Here is a 15628-nt window from a genome sequence, read left to right as displayed (position 1 = left end):
CGGCCCGCGATGACGGGCGCGGGCACCACGCTCCTCCACGCCCCGTCCGTTCACAACCGTTTCGACCCGTTTTGTCCGCTCTGCGGCCGTCCCGGTCGAGGTGCTGCGGTCGCTCGAGGGGACCGGCTACCTTGGTGGCGTAGCGCCGGCCCGTCCGCTCGGCAGGGACGCCGGTCGGCGGTCCCTCGATCCGTCGGGCACCAGCACAGGAGCGACGATGTCGTCCACGACGCCAGGCACGCGGGTCCAGGGCACGATCCCCCTCCGGCTCGGGTCGGTGAGGTGGGTGCTGCTCGGGCTCCTGGTCCTCACCGCCGCCGTCGTCTCCTGGGGTGTGCACGAGCGCGACGTCGCCGCCGGGTACGCCGACGCGTTCGAGCGGGGCGGCGTCGCGGCGGTCGTCCAGCACGCGGCCGACCGCGGCGACACGGTGACGGTGCATCCCGGCGGTGTCCAGGCGCCGGGTGGCTGCTACCTCGTCACGGGCGTGCGGCTCGAGCACCTGACGTCCGCCGACGAGTGCGCACAGGTCGCCGCGCTCGCCGCACGGGCGACGAGCTGAGCGGACCCGCGCGGCGGCTCAGAGCTCAGCCAGCCGGTCGACGGCCTCCCGCGTCACCGCGTCGCGCACCCACGCGGCGAGGCTGGTCGCCGGCGGGCGCAGGATGACGGTCTCGACCTCGAGGGCCGCGTAGGGCCGCAGCTGCTCGACGAACCGGTCGACGTCCCCGGCGATGAGCGCGTCGCTGCCGTGCAGCATGGTCACCCGGACCTCGGCGGGGTCGCGGCCGACGTCGGCGCAGTGCGCGCGCAGCACGTCGAGCTTGTGCGCGATCTCGTCCGGCGAGCTCGCGAACAGGTTGCACGCGTCGGCGTACTGCGCGACGAGCCGCAGCGTCTTGCGCTCGCCGCCACCGCCGACCAGGATCTCGGGCCGCTTCAGCGGGAGCGGGCGGCACAGCGTCTCGGCGAGCTGGTAGTGCTTCCCCTCGTACGGCCCCTCGTGGCCGGGATCCCACATCTGCCCGGCGATCTGCAGCGCCTCCTCGAGCCGTTCGAACCGCTCGGCGAGCGGCGGGAACGGCACGCCGAGGGCGCGGTGCTCGCGGTCGTACCAGGCGGCACCGATGCCGAGGGTCGCGCGGCCTCCCGAGAGCACGTCGAGGGTCGCGACGGTCTTCGCGAGCAGGCCCGGGTACCGGTAGGTGACGCCGGTGACGAGCACGCCGAGCTGCGCCGTCGTGGTGACGCCCGCGAGGTACCCGAGGGTCGTGTACGCCTCGAGCATCGGGTCCTCGGCGGGGAACCCGGCGGGCTCCATCTGGAAGAAGTGGTCCATGACGGAGATCCAGGAGACGCCCGCGGCCTCGGCGGCCCCCGCCGTGTCGGCGAGCTCCTGCCGCAGCCGGGCGGGCTCGACGGAGTCGAACCGCATGAGGTGGATGCCGACGCGCATGGGTGGTCCTTCCGGGAGGGGTCAGCGGCAGGGTGCCGCTTCGAGTGCGCTCGAAGTCAAGGCGTCAGGGGCGGATCTCGAACGCGCCGAGCCGCCCGGGAGGGGCGTCCTGCACGTCGACGTCGCTGACCACGGCGCCGGCGGGGCCTCGGCGTGCCCAGGCGACGAGCGCGTCGACGGTCTCCTCGTCGCCCTCCACAACGGCCTCGACCGCGCCGTCCTCCCGGTTGCGGACCCAGCCGCGGGCGCCGCGCCGGTCGGCCTCGCGCGCCATGGACCAGCGGTAGCCCACGCCCTGGACCATGCCGCGGACCACGATCCGGCGCCGGGTCGTCCCCATGCGGCCACGCTGCCACGGGGCCGGCGGGCGCGCACCCGCCTCCGTCGGGACGAGGCGGTCAGGTCGCCGAGGTGGCGCACGCGACCCTGGGCCTCTTGCGGTGGATCGTCCGGATCGTCATGCTCGGCTCGTGCCGGGCACCTGTCCGCCACACCTGCGCGGCACGTTCATCCGACAACGACGTAGGAGAACCCCCGTGGCCAGATCCCTGTCCCGTCTTCGCACGACCCTGCTCGCCACGGTCGCCGTGGTAGCGCTCCCACTCGCCGCCGCCCTCCCGGCGTCGGCCCACGGCACTCCCCCGCACCACCCGAAGCCCCCCGTGACCCGCCTGTTCACCCCGCCCCCGGACGACGGCGCGGTCGCCCAGATCAAGCAGCTCGTCAAGCAGCACCAGTGGTCCGACGCCGCGCTGCTCACCAGGATGGCGGCCACCCCGCAGGCCGTCTGGTTCACGTCCGGGACGCCGAAGGAGGTGCGCAAGGCCGTCGAGAAGACGATGAAGCAGGCCCGGCTCACCCGCTCGGTCCCAGTGCTCGTCGCGTACGACCTGCCGTACCGGGACTGCGCCCAGTACTCGGCGGGCGGCGCCGCCGACACGGAGTCGTACCTGGCGTGGATCGACGGGTTCGTGAAGGGCATCGGCGACGGCACGGCGATCGTGCTCGTCGAGCCCGACGGCCTCGGGATCATCCCCTGGTACACCTCGATCAACGGCGCCCAGGAGTGGTGCCAGCCCGCCGACGCCGACCCGGCGACCGCTGCGGCCGACCGCTTCACGCAGCTCAACGGCGCGGTCGACCGGCTCGCCGCCCTGCCGAACGTGTCCGTGTACCTCGACGCCACCCACTCCGGCTGGCTCGGGTCCGGCGACGCCGCCGACCGGCTGCACAAGGCCGGTGTCGAGCGGACCGACGGCTTCTTCCTCAACGTGTCGAACTTCCAGGCCACCGAGAAGCTGCAGAAGTTCGGCAGCTGGATCTCGCAGTGCCTCTGGTTCGGCACGAACGACGCCGAGGGCGGCTGGCGGCTCGGCCACTTCGACTGGTGCGGCAGCCAGTACTACCCGGCGGACCCGAACGACTTCAGCACGTGGGGCCTGACCGACCAGTGGTACACGGACAACGTGACGAACGCGGCCAACCCGCCGAGCGGACCGGACGTCCTCGCGGGCTTCGTGATCGACACCAGCCGCAACGGGCAGGGTCCGTGGGTTCCGCCCGCCGACCACCCGGCCGGCGACCCGCAGGACTGGTGCAACCCGCCGGACCGCGGCCTCGGCCTGCGCCCGACGACGAGCACGGGCGTCCCGATGCTCGACGCGTACCTCTGGGTCAAGATCCCCGGCGAGTCCGACGGCCAGTGCACGCGGTGGGACCCGGCCGGCGGCATCGACCCGGTCCGCGGCTACGCCGACCCGGCGGCAGGGGCGTGGTTCCCGCAGATGGCGCTCGAGCTCGTGCACCACGCGAACCCGGCGCCCTGACGCGGTCCCCGGCTCGGCCGAGCGCGTGACCTCGGGGTGAGAACGGCACTCTGACGTGCCGTTCTCACCCCGACGTCCCGTTCTCGCGCGTCCGACGTGGGTCAGGAGACGTGCTCGGCCAGGACGTCGAGGGCCGACACCCAGCCGTCGTAGAAGCTGCCGTCGCCGGGTGCGCCCACCAGGCCGTCGAGGCGGAACGTGAGGCGGGTCTGCTCGCCGAGGTCGTCCAGCGTCACCGTGGCGAGCGCGGCCCCCTCCGCACCGGGGTCGCCCCACGTGAACACGAGACGCTCGGGCTCGACGACCTCCTGGTACACGCCTCCGGTCGGGTAGGCGGTCTCGTCGGGGGCGACCATCGTGTAGCGGTACTCCCCGCCGGCCCGCAGGTCGACCGCGACCGAGTCGCGCGGCGTCGTGAGCCCGCGCGGATGGAACCAGTGCGCCATCTCGTCGGGGTCGGTCCAGGCCTGCCAGACGGCGGACCGGGGCGCGTCGAGCACGCGCGTGATCGTGAACGTCTTCTCCATGGTCCTGCTCTCGCTCATCGGTTCTCCTCCTGCGGCCGTGGGGTGGTCGGAGCGTCGCGCCCAGCACGGAGGCGGTCCTCCAGCAGGTCGAAGCGCTCGTCCCAGTACCGGCGGTGCCGGTCGACCCACGACGCGATCTCGTCGAGGGGCTCGGTGCGCAGCGTGCAGGTGCGCCACTGCGCCGTGACGGTCCGCTCGATGAGGCCGGCGGCCTCCAGCACGCGCAGGTGCTGGGAGATGGCCGGACGGCTCATCGCGAACGGCTCCGCGATCTGGCCCACCGTGGTGGGTCCCTGGGCGAGGTGCGTGAGGATCGCGCGCCTCGTGGGGTCGGCCAGGGCCGCGAACACGGTGCTCAGCAGGTCCCGGTCGGTCATGTAAGTGACTCCTTAATTAAGGAACTTCTTCACCGTAGGACCGGCCGACGGCCCCGTCAAGGGGCGGGCAGCAGGAAGGCCGGCGACCCGTGCGGGTCGCCGGCCTTGCGTGCGGCGCGGGCGGTCAGACGGTCGCGACCGCGTCGCTCGGCACGCCGTCGGACACCTCGTCGGCCGCACCGTCCGGCACCCCGTGGCCGTCGTGCCCGCCGGGCGCGCCACGCACCGCGAACGCCGCCGGGATCGCGAGCAGCGAGATCGCCGCCCCCACCAGGAACGCGACGTGCGCTCCCCCGGCCGTCGACTCGACGACACCCGCACCCCCGCGCGCCAGCGTCGCCGCCTGCGCGGTGAGCACGGTGACGAACAGCGCCGTGCCGGCCGCACCCGCGACCTGCTGCACGGTGCCCACCACGGCGCTGCCGTGCGAGTACAGCCGCCCCGGCAGCGACCCGAGGGCCGACGTGAACAGCGGCGTGAACATCAGCGCGAGCCCGGCGCTCAGCACCACGTGCGCCACGAGCAGCAGCCACGGCGAGCTCGTCGCGGTCAGCAGCGTGAACGCCCACGCACCGGCGCTCACCACCACGGCGCCCGGGACGAGCAGCACCCGCGGACCGAAACGGTCGTACGCCCGGCCGACGCTCGGGGCCAGCAGGCCCATGAGGAGCCCGCCCGGCAGGAGCAGCAGGCCGGTCTGCAACGCGTCGAGGCCCAGCACGACCTGCGCGAACAGCGGCACCAGGATGAGGGTGCCGAACAGCGACATCATCGTGATCGCCATGACCCCGACCGACACCGCGAAGGCGGGCGTCGAGAAGGTCCGCAGGTCGAGCAGCGCGTCGTCGACCCGCTGCAGCCGCAGCTGCCGGGCCACGAACACCACGAGCCCGACCACGCCGACCCCGAGCGACACCCACGTGGACGTGGCGACGCCGGTCGTCGCCGCCGCGCCGAGCCCGCTCAGCCCGTAGACCAGACCGCCGAACGCGAACGCCGACAGCACGACCGAGAAGACGTCCACCCGGGCCGTGCGCGGGTCGGTGAGGTTCGGCATCCGTGCCGCGCCGAGGGCCAGCGCGGCCAGCGCCACGGGGAGCACCAGCACGAACAGCCAGCGCCACGGCAGCACGCTCAGCACCAGCCCGGAGATCGTCGGACCGAGCGCGGGCGCGACCGAGATGACGATCGAGATGTTGCCCATCGTCCGGCCGCGGCTCGCAGGCGGCGTCACCGTCATCACGGTGGTCATGAGCAGCGGCAGCATGATCGCCGTGCCGCTGGCCTGCACCACGCGGCCGACGATCAGCACCTCGAACCCGGGCGCGAGCGCGCAGATCAGCGTGCCGAGGCTGAACAGGCCCATCGCCGTCAGGAACGTGGTCCGGGTGGTGAGGCGCTGGATGAGGAAGCCGGTCACGGGGATGACGACGGCCATCGTCAGCATGAACGCCGTCGTCACCCACTGGGCGGTGCTCGCGGGGATCGCGAGGTCCGACATGAGGTGCGGCAGCGCCACGCCCATGACGGTCTCGTTGAGGATGACGACGAACGTCGAGATCAGCAGCAGGCGGACCGCGAGGCGGTCGCGGCCGGACGTGTCGGGTGACGCCGTCGGTGCGGACGGGAGGGTGGCGGTGGTGTCGGTCACGGGGATGTCCTCACGGGTCGGTGGCCGGGGCGGGTCTCACCCTCTGGTCGAAGCGCGAACCGCCATTTCGACACACTCGCGTCCGCTCTGTCCCTCTCAATTCCGAGGGACGCGGCCTCATTCCGGCTCAGGCCGGCCGTCTCACGGGGCGGCCGGTCCCGACCAGGTGGCCAGCAGCACGCAGATGTCGTCCCGGTCGTCGCCCCGGCGCACCGCGGCGGCGTCGACGAGCCCCGCCGCGGAGCCGGACGGGCCGAGCAGCCCGCGCGCGGACCCGGCGAGGTCGTCGAGCCCGTCGGCGAGCGGGCGGTCGCGGCGTTCCACGAGGCCGTCCGTGTAGAGCAGGAGCCGGTCGCCGGCGACGAGGTCGACGACCGCGTCGGTCCGAGGACGTGCCGCGACGGGCGCGCCGAGCGGTGTCGAGCGCCCGTCCCACAGGAACTCGGCCGTGCCGTCGACCGTGAGCCGCAGCGGTGGCGGATGCCCGGCGGCGGCGTACCGCACGCGTCCCGTCGCGGGCTCCACCTCGGCGTACACCATCGTCGCCATGAAACCCACGCCGGCCCGCTCGACGAACCGGTCGACGTGCGAGAGCACCGCGGCCGGACCGACCCCGGGCCCGGCGGCGGCACGCACGGCGCTGCGCAGCTGCCCCATCGACACCGCCGCCTGCAGACCACGCCCGACGACGTCACCGACCACGACGGCGACGACGTCCCCGACCGTGAACGCGTCGTACCAGTCGCCGCCCACCTCCAGGGACTGCACGGCGGGGCGGTACTCCGTCGCGATGGACAGGCGCGGGTCGGACGGCACGTTCGTGGTCAGGAGGGCACGCTGCAGCTCGTGCGCGACGGTCGCGCTCTCGTCGAACAGCCGCGCCCGGTCGAGCGCCTGGCCCGCCTGCTGGCCGACGGCCGTGAGCACCGCCAGGTCCCACGGGTCGACCGTCGGGCCCGTGCGCGGCCACAGCTGCGCGACGCCGTGCCACCGGGACGCACCACGCAGCGCGACGACGGCGGTGCCGTCCGTGGCCACGCCCGCGTCAGGGCTGTCGGGGGCCCGGGCCGGTGCGGTCCCGGGTCCCGTCGTCGAGCCGGCCCCGGCGAGGCGGCCGTCCGGCCCGACGAGCCAGACGCGAGCGACGGCCGCACCCAGGTGCTCGACCGACGTGGCGAGCAGCGCCTCCACGACGCCGCCCACGTCCGACGCCCGCGAGAAGGCGGCGGTCGTCCGCTGCAGCGCGCGTACGCGTTGCGTCGAGGACTCGGCGGCACGGCGTGCCGCGAGCAGCTCGCGCTCGTACCGGGACCGCTCCTGCGCCCCGGAGAGCACGACGTCGATCTCGCCGCCGGGCCGCACCACCGCGGACAGCAGCACGGGCCTGCGGCCGTCGGGGCCGCGCAGCTCCACGGCGAGCTCGTCGACCCGGCCCTGCATGTGCAGCAGCGGCGCGACGTGCGTCTCCCAGTAGATGCGTCCACCCACCGAGAGCAGCTCGCTGAGCCGCGCCCGCCCGGTCACCTGTGCGGCGGAGCGGCCGGACCAGCGCAGGAACGTCGCGTTGGCGTCGACGACACCGCCGTCCCGGTCGAGCACGAGCAGCGCCGCCGGCGACTCCTGCCACGCCCGGCCGCGCTCGGCGGCGCTCATCAGGCGCCCACTGGACCGCTCACCGGGCGAGGTACTCCGTCATCGCGGCGACCAGCGCGTCGGGGGCGCTCATGTGCGGGCAGTGCCCGACCGCGTCGACGACCACGAGCTCGCTGTCCCGCAGGTGCTCGTGGACGTAGCGGCCCACCTCGAGCGGGGCGATCACGTCGTCCCGGCACTGCACGACGAGCGACGGGGTGGTGACCTTCGGCAGGTCGTCGCGGTTGTCCGACAGGAACGTGGTGCGGGCGAACCGTCGTGCGATCGCCGGGTCGGTCCGGCAGAAGGAGTTGGTCAGCTCCTCGCCGAGCTCGGGGCGGTCCGCGTTGCCCATGATCACGGGGGCGATGAACGCCGACCAGCCGAGGTAGTTGTCGTCCATCGTGTCGAGCAGCTCGTCGATCTCGTCCGCGCTGAACCCGCCGCGGTAGCCGTCGTCGTCGATGTACCGCGGGCTCGGGCCGACGAGCACGAGCCGGTCGAACAGCTCCGGGGCGCTGATGGCGGCGAGCGTCCCGATCACGGCGCTCACGGAGTGCCCGACGAGCACGGCGGGCCCGAGGTCGAGCGCGTCGAGGATCTCCACGACGTCCTGGGCGTACCCGTCGAGCGAGCCGTGCCGGCGTTCGTCGTACGCGGTGAGGTCGGACCCGCCCGCCCCGACGTGGTCGAACAGGACGACGCGGTGCGACCGCTCGAACGCGGGCGCCACCCACCGCCACATGCTCTTGTCGCAGCCGAAGCCGTGGGCGAAGACCATCGGAGGTGCACCGGGCGTGCCGGTCACCTGCACGTCGTTGCGTCGGAGCACGTCCATCGGACGAGCGTACGGGCCGGATCTCGACCGCCGGACCGCGACGGCGGACTCACCTGCCGGAACGGTCCAGCAGCCCCCGCACGTAGGACGCCTGCCCGGCGTGCTGCAGGTCGTCGGCGACGATGCTCACCAGCCGGACACCGAGGGTGACGGGCGGGTCCCAGGACTCGTCGACGACCTCGTCGAGGTCCGCCGGATGCAGCCGCCGCAGGAACTCGAGGGTCTGCTCGGCCACGGCGTCGTAGTAGTCGAGCAGCAGGTCGGCGGGCGCGTCCACGAGGGCCACCTCGTCGGACGACTGCCCGTAGCCGGTCGCGGACGCCGCGAACGGCAGGCCGAACCGCTGCGCCCAGCCCTGCACGACCCACACCTGGCCGATCCCCGCGACGTCGGCGACCTGCGCGTCCTGCACCCGGCCCGCGTGCCACACGAGCCAGGCGAGCGTGTTCGCGTCCGCGTCCGGCCGGAACGTCAGGCCCCGGCTGTCCAGCCCACGGACCGCCCGGTGCAGGATCGGCCCGATCCGGCCGTACTGCTCGACCAGCAGCGCTGCGACGTCCATCCGTTGGCCCCCCGTCCCGTCGTCCCGCCCGGTCGGGGCGGCTGCAGGTCGCGCACGACGCTACCGGCGCCCTCGCCGCCCGGCGCGCCGGACCCCTGGTGGGCGCTCCTCGACGGTGCCAGACTCCGGGCATCGTCCCTGCTCCTGCGAAAGCTGACGGCCATGGCGAACGCGTTCCTCAGGCTCGACTCCATCCCGGGCGGCTCGGTGGACCGCAGCCATCGCGACTGGATCGACGTCCGCAGCGTCCAGTGGTCCGAGAGCCAGAGCGGCACCGTCCTGGCGGGGACCGGCGCGGGTACGGGGAAGGTCGACGCACGGCCCGTCGAGCTGACGTCGTCGCTGGGCGTCGCCTCACCGCTGCTGTTCCTCGCCTGCGCCCGCGGCGGCCACGTCCCGACGGCGACGCTCGAGCTCGTGCACGCCGGCGGCCGGCCCGCGGTCGTGCTGCGCTGGCAGCTGCAGGACGTGACGGTCGCGTCGTACGGCCTGTGCGACGACGTCGGAGCCGGCGAGCCGGTCGACGCGTTCTCCCTCACGTTCCGCACGCTGACGTTCTCCTACCTGCCGCAGCGCAGCGACGGCAGCGCCGGGACGCCCGTGACGGCCGGGTGGGACTTCGTGCGGCACGTGCCGGTGTGACGTCAGATCCCGCTCGTCAGCGACGCGAGCAGGGCTGAGGAGTCCGCGACCGCCCCGAACACCCCGCCCTGCATCGTCACCATCTTGAGCGCGGCCTCGTGGTTGCCCCGGTCGGTCGCGCCCGTGCAGTCGCTCAGCACGAGGCACTCGTACCCGCGGTCGTTCGCGTCGCGCATCGTGGTGTGCACGCACACGTCGGTGGTGATGCCGGTGAAGACGAGGTGGGTGATGCCGTGGGTGCGCAGCAGCAGGTCGAGGTCGGTGGCGTAGAACGCGCCCTTGCCGGGCTTGTCGACGACCAGCTCGCCCGGCTCCGGCGCCATCTCGGGGACGATCTCCCAGCCCGGCTCCCCGCGCACGAGGATCCGGCCGCACGGACCGGTCGAGCCGATCGCCGCGCCGATCCGTTCCGAGCGCCACAGCTTGTTCGGCGGCAGGTCGGCGAGGTCCGGGCGGTGCCCCTCACGGGTGTGCACGACCAGGAACCCGGCGTCGCGGCTCGCCGCGAGCACCTCGGCCGCCGGGCCCAGCGGTGCCCGGGTGAGCGCCAGGTCGTAGCCCATCGTGTCGACGTACCCGCCGGGGCCGCAGAAGTCGACCTGCCAGTCGATGTTGACCAGCGCGGTGCGCGCCGGGTCGATGACGCCGTCGTACGGCCAGTTGTACGGCTCCGCCATCACAGGTGCGTACGTCACGCGTGTCTCCTCCGTCGTCATCGCTGCCCTCCGTGGGTCCCCGCGGCGGACGTCAGGGCACGGGTGGCGAGCTCGTCCGCCACGGCGCCCGACGTCACGACCGCACCGAAGATGCCCCCCGAGAACCGGATCGTGGACAGGGCCCCGGGGGCGAGGGCGGTGTCCCACGGCGTGCACAGGTCGGCGACGACCGCGCACTCGTAGCCGATGTCGTTCGCGGCCCGCAGCGTCGAGTGGACACCGACCTCGAGCCAGTACCCGGCGAGCAGCAGCGTGCTGCGGCCGGCGGCGCGCAGCAGGTCGTCGAGCGGGCTCGACGAGAACCCGTTCCAGCCCGGCGCGACGACGCTCTCGTCGACGGCGCCGCCCAGCCAGTCCTCGGGGGGCACCCGGTCGTGCCGCGCCCCGACGGTCACCCGGAACGTCGGGGCGCCCGCGCGCTCGGTGCGCTCGAGCCACGGGCGCAGCCGCGACCGGAGGCCCGCCGGCGCGGGCATCGCGCAGTCGACGACGAGCACCGCCCAGTCGTCGGGTCCCGCCCCGTCCCAGGGCCAGGGGTACGGCTCGCTCCCGGCCACGTGCATGTCCGTCCTCCTCGCGTCCGTCGTCCCGGCGCCGGGCACCCCACCGGTCCGGCGGGGTGCCCGGCGCCGCTGCCGGTCGGGCCGTCAGCCCATGGCCGGGAGCGTCCCCACCACGCCCTTGACCAGGCACGTGAACGTCGTGTTCACGTCCTCGTACGTCGCGACCTCGCCCTCGGGGACCAGGACGGTGCCGTCCTGGCAGTAGATCGGTCCGACGAACGTCGACGCGTCCGGCTTCTTCAGGTCGTCCTCCGCGGCCGTGATCTCGGCCTGGAGGTCGCCGTCCACGGCGGACCCGAACGACGCGAGCTCGATCGGGTTGTCCCCCGTCGCGAACGAGCCGATCCAGTTCGCGTTGAACTCGCTGCCCGCGAACCCGCCGGACTCGACGGTCTCGATGATCCGCGAGTACAGCGGGGCCCAGTTCCAGGCCGACCCGGTGAGCCACCCGCCCGGGATGAGCTCGTTCGCGTCGTAGTGGTAGCCGACGAAGTACTTCCCGGCGGACTTCACGGCCTGCACGATCGTCGCCTGGCAGTCCTGGTGGTCGGAGAACACGTCGACGCCCTCGGCGAGCAGCGTGCTCACCGCCTGCTTCTGCTTGATCGGGTCGCACCACGCGGAGGTGTTCACCACGTACGTCTCGGCGTCGGGGTTGACCTTCTGCGCGCCGAGCGCGAACGCGTTGATGTTCGCGATGGTCTGGGAGATCGGGAACGCGTAGATGAACCCCAGCTTGTCGGTCTTCGTCGTGCCGCCCGCCGCGATGCCGCCGAGGCTCACCGGGTCGTAGGACTCGCCCCAGTAGGTGCCGAAGTTCGCGGGGAACGCGTCCTCGACGTAGCCGCCCTGGTGCAGCACGACGACGTCGGGGTGGGACTCGGCGAACTTCTGCGCGTACGGCAGGTACCCGTAGCTCGTCGCGAAGATGACCGTCGCGCCCTTGTCGACCATCGCCTGCATGGTCTGCGTGACGTTGTTGTTCTCGGGGATCTGGTCCGCGGTGAGGACCTTGACGCCGAGCTCCTTGCCGACGGTGGCCGCGGCCACGTCGACCGCCTGGTTGTACCCGGCGTCCTTCTTCGAGCCGACCATGACGAACCCGACGGTCGGCGCGCCCGGGGACGCGTCGTCGGAGCCCGCCTGGCTGCCGCCGGCGCACGCGCCGAGCAGGGACAGGCTCACGACGAGACCGGCGGCCGCCGCGACGCGCACGCGCATGTGCTGTGGCATGTCGTTCCTCACCTTCCGTTCGTTGGCAGTGCGGAACCCGGGGACGCGGGGGACGTCCCCTGGACAGGAGGTGGGGACCTAGGTGACGGCCCCGATCGCGTTGCGCAGGGACTCCGGGCCGGCCGACCGGCCACGGGCCGACGTCAGGACGAGGACGACGACGGTGAGCACGTACGGGACGACGTCGAGCACGTACTGGTTGACGGCCAGGCCGTGCGCCTGGGAGACGGTGGCCGCCGCGAGCGCGAGCCCGAACATGTACGCGCCGGCCATCACGCCGAACGGGTTCCACCGGGCGAACGCGACGATCGCGACGGCGACGAACCCGTAGCCGTTGGTCATGCCGTCGCTCCAGTTGCCGACCATCCCGACGGTGAGCATCACGCCGCCGAGCCCGGCGAACGCCCCGCCGACGGTGACGGCGACGAGCCGCACGCGCGCCGGGTGGTGACCGGCGGCCACGACCACCGCAGGACGTTCGCCGGTGGCCCGCAGCGTCAGCCCCGAGCGGGTGCGCAGGACCCACCACCACACCAGCGGCACCACCAGGTAGCCGACGTACACGAGCACGTTCTGGGCGAACAGCGCCGGACCGACCACGGGGATCGCGGACAGCAGCGGGATCTCGACGGGCCCGAGGGGCTCGACGACCTGCCCGTAGAAGCCGGCGCCGAGCACCGACGTGACGCCCAGCACGAGGAACCAGACGACGAGGCCGCTGGCGAGCTGGTTGGCCTTCCACCGCACGACCGCGACCGCGTGCAGGGCCCCGCACAGCGCCCCCGCGACGACCCCGGCGAGCGCGCCCAGCCACGGGTCCCCGGTGCCGATCGTCACGCCGATGCCGGTCATGGCCCCGGCGAGCATGCCGCCCTCCGTGCCGAGGTTGATGATGCCGCTGCGCTCGCCGATCAGCTCCCCGACCGCCGGGTACAGCAGCACCGTGCCGGTGGCGACCGCCCCCGTGACCAGCTCCTGGACCGCTCCGCTCACGAGAAGGCCTCCTTCGTGCGGCCGCTCACCACGAGCATGGTGAGGACGATCAGCCCGAGCAGCACGTTGACGGCGCTGCCGTTGAGCCCTTCGGACAGCTGGAGCCCGTTGCCGCTGTTCGCGATGGCGCTGAACAGCACCGCGGCGCCGAGGACCGGGAACGGCCGGCTGCCGCCGAGGAAGTTCGCGAGGAACGCGACGTACCCGAACGTGGCCGTCATCCCCGGTCGCAGAGCCCCTTCGGCGCCCATGACGTTGAGCGCCCCGCCGATGCCGGCGAGCGCTCCGCCCGCGAGCATCGAGCCGAGCAGGATCCGTCGCACGGGCAGCCCGGACCGCAGGGCAGCCGTCGGGTTGCCGCCCGCGACCGTGAGGCGGAAGCCCCAGCTCGTGTACTTCAGGAGCGCCCACACGCCGACCACGACGAGCACCATGAACGGCACCGCGAGCGTGAGCTGCAGCCCCCCGACGGCGGGCAGCAGCTGGTCGGAGGTGAGCGGCTCGCTCTGCGGCAGCGACGTCGCGTCCCCCTCGCGCCACACCTGGTAGATGACGTAGAGCATGACGTCGGCCGCGATGAAGTTGAAGAACAGCGTCGTGACGGACTCGCTCGCGTTGAGCCGGACCCGCAGGAACCCGCAGATCCCGCACCACACGGCCCCCGCGACGGCCGCGCCCGCCACGATCGCGAGCCACGCGACCGGACCTCCGACGGCCTGGCCGAGCGCGAGCCCGACGCCGACGGCGGCGACCGACCCCATGATGATCTGCCCCTCGCCACCGACGTTCACGAGGCCGGCCCGGGCGGGGATCGTGCAGGCGAGGGCGGCGAGCACGATCGGCACCGACCGCACGAGCGTCTGCTGCAGGGTGCCCCAGTCGAGGACCGAGGACTGCAGCATTGTCGTGAAGATCGACGCCGGGTCGGCGCCCTGCGTCGCGGCGAACGCGGCGAAGACCGCGAGGCACAGCAGGTAGGCGGCGACCACGAACAGCAGCCGTCGCCAGAACGGCTGGCCGGACGCCGTCGCACGGGCCGGCTCCACGACCTTCGGGGGGTCCTTCTCCAGCACGCTCATGCCGCACCCTCCGTCATCAGCAGGCCCAGCCGGTCGCGGTCGGCGTCGACGGCGGGGACGGTGCCCGCGACCCGGCCGTGGTGCAGGACGACGACCTCGTCGGACAGGGCGAGCAGCTCGTCGAGGTCCTCGGAGACGAGCACGACCGCCTCGCCGCGGTCGCGCGCCTCCAGGAGCAGGGCGTGGGTCCGCTCGGTGGTGAGCACGTCCAGCCCGCGTGTCGGGTACGACGCGATGACGAGCCTCGCGTCCTGCGTGAGCGCCAAGGTGAGCAGGACGCGCTGGATGTTCCCGCCCGAGAGCTGGTCGAGGCGGCGGGACGGGTCGGCGGCGCGCAGGCCGGCGCGCTCGTCGCGACGGGCGAAGGTCGTGGCAGCGCCGCGGACGTCGAAGCGGCGCCGCCCGGCCGTCGTGGCCTCCCACAGGGCGACGTGGTCGCTGATCGTCATGCCGCGCACCACGTAGTCGTGCACGGGGTTCGCGACGACGTCGACGACGCCGGCGACGCGCAGGTCGCCGGTCGTGGTGCCGCGGGCGTCGAGGCCGGGCAGCTCCATCGAGCCGGACCGCAGCGGCGCGACCCCGACGAGCAGGTCGGCGAGCTCGCCCTGCCCACTGCCCGCGATCCCGGCGACGCCGAGGATGCGTCCCGCCCGGATGTCGAGGTCCACGCCGTCGAGCCCGAGGACGCCGGTGGGCCGCAGCACGCTCGCGCCGCGGAGGCTGACCACGACCGGGGCGTCGGCGGTCTCGTCGGTCGGCTCCGGCCGGCGCGAGACGGGCTTGACGCTCGTGCCCACCATCGCCCGGACGAGCTCCGCGTCGGTGAGCTCGTGCGGGTCGGTGTCCGCCAGGACCGTGCGGCCCCCGCGCAGCACGGTCACCCGGTCGGCGATCTGCCGGACCTCGCGGATCTTGTGCGCGATGAGGATCACCCCGACGCCGTCGGCGGTCAGCCGCCGCAGGACGTCGAACAGCGCGTCCGCCTCCTGGGGGGTCAGGACGCTCGTCGGCTCGTCGAGGATCAGCACGCGCGCACCGGCCAGCAGCACCTTCAGCAGCTCCGCGCGCTGCCACTCGCCGATGGACAGGTCCCGCACGAGGGCGCTCGGGTCCACGTCGAGGCCGTAGTGTGCACTCGCGTCGGTGATGGCCCGTTGCGCGTCCCGGGGCTTGAGGACCCGGGGCGTGTCGCGGAGCTGGAGCGCGATGTTCTCCCAGACGGTGAGGGCGGGGATGAGGCGCATGTCCTGGAACACCATGCCGATGCCCAGGTCGCGGGCGTGCGACGGCGACGCGATGCGCTCGTCCCGCCCGTCCACCACGACCCGCCCCGCGTCGGGCTGGTGGATGCCGTACAGCGACTTCACGAGGGTGCTCTTGCCGGCGCCGTTCTCGCCGAGCAGCCCGTGCACCTCCCCCGCCCGCACCGTGAACGTGACGTCGTCGTTGGCGACGAGGGAGCCGAAGCGCTTGGTCAGGCCCTGCACCTCGAGGAGCGGCACGGGTGCCGCGTCGGTGGTCACCGGCCCG

General features: G+C 73.5%; 17 protein-coding genes. 3 read left to right on the top strand and 14 right to left on the bottom strand.

Going from position 1 to position 15628, the window contains the following annotated elements:
• Nucleotides 1-217 precede the first annotated feature (217 nt).
• Nucleotides 218-562 carry a hypothetical protein gene (locus tag Cch01nite_RS17480; protein ID WP_203757773.1) on the top strand — a complete coding sequence of 115 codons (345 nt, stop codon included), beginning with the start codon at nt 218-220 and terminating at the stop codon, nt 560-562.
• A gap of 18 nt (nt 563-580) precedes the next feature.
• Here the strand turns inward: Cch01nite_RS17480 and Cch01nite_RS17475 are convergent, their stop codons facing one another.
• Complete coding sequence (locus tag Cch01nite_RS17475) at nt 581-1456, bottom strand: LLM class F420-dependent oxidoreductase (RefSeq protein WP_203757772.1); 876 nt, start codon at nt 1454-1456, stop codon at nt 581-583.
• Nucleotides 1457-1520: 64 nt separating this feature from the next.
• Nucleotides 1521-1796 (bottom strand): acylphosphatase, encoded by a 276-nt coding sequence (locus tag Cch01nite_RS17470; protein WP_203757771.1) that lies wholly within the window; start codon nt 1794-1796, stop codon nt 1521-1523.
• Between the two features lie 322 nt (nt 1797-2118).
• Between Cch01nite_RS17470 and Cch01nite_RS17465 the strand changes: the two genes are divergently transcribed.
• A complete protein-coding gene (locus Cch01nite_RS17465; protein ID WP_239070885.1) occupies nt 2119-3282 on the top strand; it encodes a glycoside hydrolase family 6 protein in 1164 nt (387 codons plus the stop codon).
• Between the two features lie 101 nt (nt 3283-3383).
• Here Cch01nite_RS17465 and Cch01nite_RS17460 read toward each other — a convergent pair whose 3' ends face one another.
• The 6 genes from Cch01nite_RS17460 to Cch01nite_RS17435 form a co-directional block, all read right to left on the bottom strand.
• Nucleotides 3384-3827, bottom strand: a complete 444-nt coding sequence (locus tag Cch01nite_RS17460) for an SRPBCC family protein (protein ID WP_203757769.1) — start codon at nt 3825-3827, stop codon at nt 3384-3386.
• Nucleotides 3824-4186 carry an ArsR/SmtB family transcription factor gene (locus Cch01nite_RS17455; protein WP_203757768.1) on the bottom strand — a complete coding sequence of 121 codons (363 nt, stop codon included), beginning with the start codon at nt 4184-4186 and terminating at the stop codon, nt 3824-3826. The genes Cch01nite_RS17460 and Cch01nite_RS17455 overlap by 4 nt, the downstream gene beginning before the upstream one ends.
• Nucleotides 4187-4310: 124 nt before the next feature.
• On the bottom strand, nt 4311-5837 hold the full coding sequence (locus tag Cch01nite_RS17450) for a DHA2 family efflux MFS transporter permease subunit (RefSeq protein WP_239070883.1): 1527 nt from the start codon (nt 5835-5837) through the stop codon (nt 4311-4313).
• 141 nt (nt 5838-5978) lie between these two features.
• Nucleotides 5979-7490, bottom strand: coding sequence for a SpoIIE family protein phosphatase (locus Cch01nite_RS17445; protein ID WP_203757767.1), 1512 nt, complete (start codon nt 7488-7490; stop codon nt 5979-5981).
• Nucleotides 7491-7509: 19 nt separating this feature from the next.
• Nucleotides 7510-8307: an alpha/beta fold hydrolase gene (locus tag Cch01nite_RS17440; protein ID WP_203757766.1), complete on the bottom strand. Its 798-nt coding sequence runs from the start codon at nt 8305-8307 to the stop codon at nt 7510-7512.
• A 49-nt stretch (nt 8308-8356) separates the two neighbouring features.
• Nucleotides 8357-8869, bottom strand: a complete 513-nt coding sequence (locus Cch01nite_RS17435; protein WP_203757765.1) for a mycothiol transferase — start codon at nt 8867-8869, stop codon at nt 8357-8359.
• Between the two features lie 162 nt (nt 8870-9031).
• Here Cch01nite_RS17435 and Cch01nite_RS17430 point away from each other — a divergent pair, with 162 nt between their 5' ends.
• Complete coding sequence (locus Cch01nite_RS17430) at nt 9032-9511, top strand: Hcp family type VI secretion system effector (protein WP_203757764.1); 480 nt, start codon at nt 9032-9034, stop codon at nt 9509-9511.
• Nucleotides 9512-9513: 2 nt separating this feature from the next.
• Here Cch01nite_RS17430 and biuH read toward each other — a convergent pair whose 3' ends face one another.
• The 6 genes from biuH to Cch01nite_RS17400 form a co-directional block, all read right to left on the bottom strand.
• A complete protein-coding gene (gene biuH, locus Cch01nite_RS17425; protein WP_239070880.1) occupies nt 9514-10206 on the bottom strand; it encodes a biuret amidohydrolase in 693 nt (230 codons plus the stop codon).
• A 17-nt stretch (nt 10207-10223) separates the two neighbouring features.
• A complete protein-coding gene (locus tag Cch01nite_RS17420) occupies nt 10224-10790 on the bottom strand; it encodes a cysteine hydrolase family protein (protein ID WP_203757762.1) in 567 nt (188 codons plus the stop codon).
• Nucleotides 10791-10874: 84 nt separating this feature from the next.
• Complete coding sequence (locus Cch01nite_RS17415; protein ID WP_203757761.1) at nt 10875-12023, bottom strand: BMP family ABC transporter substrate-binding protein; 1149 nt, start codon at nt 12021-12023, stop codon at nt 10875-10877.
• Between the two features lie 78 nt (nt 12024-12101).
• Entirely contained in the window at nt 12102-13016 is a 915-nt protein-coding gene (locus Cch01nite_RS17410) for an ABC transporter permease (protein ID WP_203757760.1), read from the bottom strand.
• Nucleotides 13013-14095, bottom strand: coding sequence for an ABC transporter permease (locus Cch01nite_RS17405; RefSeq protein WP_203757759.1), 1083 nt, complete (start codon nt 14093-14095; stop codon nt 13013-13015). The genes Cch01nite_RS17410 and Cch01nite_RS17405 overlap by 4 nt, the downstream gene beginning before the upstream one ends.
• Nucleotides 14092-15621 carry an ABC transporter ATP-binding protein gene (locus Cch01nite_RS17400; RefSeq protein WP_203757758.1) on the bottom strand — a complete coding sequence of 510 codons (1530 nt, stop codon included), beginning with the start codon at nt 15619-15621 and terminating at the stop codon, nt 14092-14094. Before Cch01nite_RS17400 ends, Cch01nite_RS17405 begins: the two co-directional genes overlap by 4 nt.
• Between the last annotated feature and the right edge of the window lie 7 nt (nt 15622-15628).

Source organism: Cellulomonas chitinilytica (assembly GCF_016862675.1).
Taxonomy (GTDB): Bacteria; Actinomycetota; Actinomycetes; order Actinomycetales; family Cellulomonadaceae; genus Cellulomonas; species Cellulomonas chitinilytica.
Note: the sequence above shows the minus strand (reverse complement) of the source record. Positions and strands in the feature narration are given on the sequence as shown.

Excerpts from the sequence above, each read along its gene's own strand:
- Cch01nite_RS17480 (WP_203757773.1), top strand. The coding sequence starts at position 218 with ATGTCGTCCACGACGCCAGGCACGCGGGTCCAGGGCACGATCCCCCTC.
- Cch01nite_RS17475 (WP_203757772.1), bottom strand. The coding sequence starts at position 1,456 with ATGCGCGTCGGCATCCACCTCATGCGGTTCGACTCCGTCGAGCCCGCC.
- Cch01nite_RS17470 (WP_203757771.1), bottom strand. The coding sequence starts at position 1,796 with ATGGGGACGACCCGGCGCCGGATCGTGGTCCGCGGCATGGTCCAGGGC.
- Cch01nite_RS17460 (WP_203757769.1), bottom strand. The coding sequence starts at position 3,827 with ATGAGCGAGAGCAGGACCATGGAGAAGACGTTCACGATCACGCGCGTG.
- Cch01nite_RS17455 (WP_203757768.1), bottom strand. The coding sequence starts at position 4,186 with ATGACCGACCGGGACCTGCTGAGCACCGTGTTCGCGGCCCTGGCCGAC.
- Cch01nite_RS17445 (WP_203757767.1), bottom strand. The coding sequence starts at position 7,490 with ATGAGCGCCGCCGAGCGCGGCCGGGCGTGGCAGGAGTCGCCGGCGGCG.
- Cch01nite_RS17440 (WP_203757766.1), bottom strand. The coding sequence starts at position 8,307 with ATGGACGTGCTCCGACGCAACGACGTGCAGGTGACCGGCACGCCCGGT.
- Cch01nite_RS17435 (WP_203757765.1), bottom strand. The coding sequence starts at position 8,869 with ATGGACGTCGCAGCGCTGCTGGTCGAGCAGTACGGCCGGATCGGGCCG.
- Cch01nite_RS17430 (WP_203757764.1), top strand. The coding sequence starts at position 9,032 with ATGGCGAACGCGTTCCTCAGGCTCGACTCCATCCCGGGCGGCTCGGTG.
- Cch01nite_RS17420 (WP_203757762.1), bottom strand. The coding sequence starts at position 10,790 with ATGCACGTGGCCGGGAGCGAGCCGTACCCCTGGCCCTGGGACGGGGCG.
- Cch01nite_RS17415 (WP_203757761.1), bottom strand. The coding sequence starts at position 12,023 with ATGCCACAGCACATGCGCGTGCGCGTCGCGGCGGCCGCCGGTCTCGTC.
- Cch01nite_RS17405 (WP_203757759.1), bottom strand. The coding sequence starts at position 14,095 with ATGAGCGTGCTGGAGAAGGACCCCCCGAAGGTCGTGGAGCCGGCCCGT.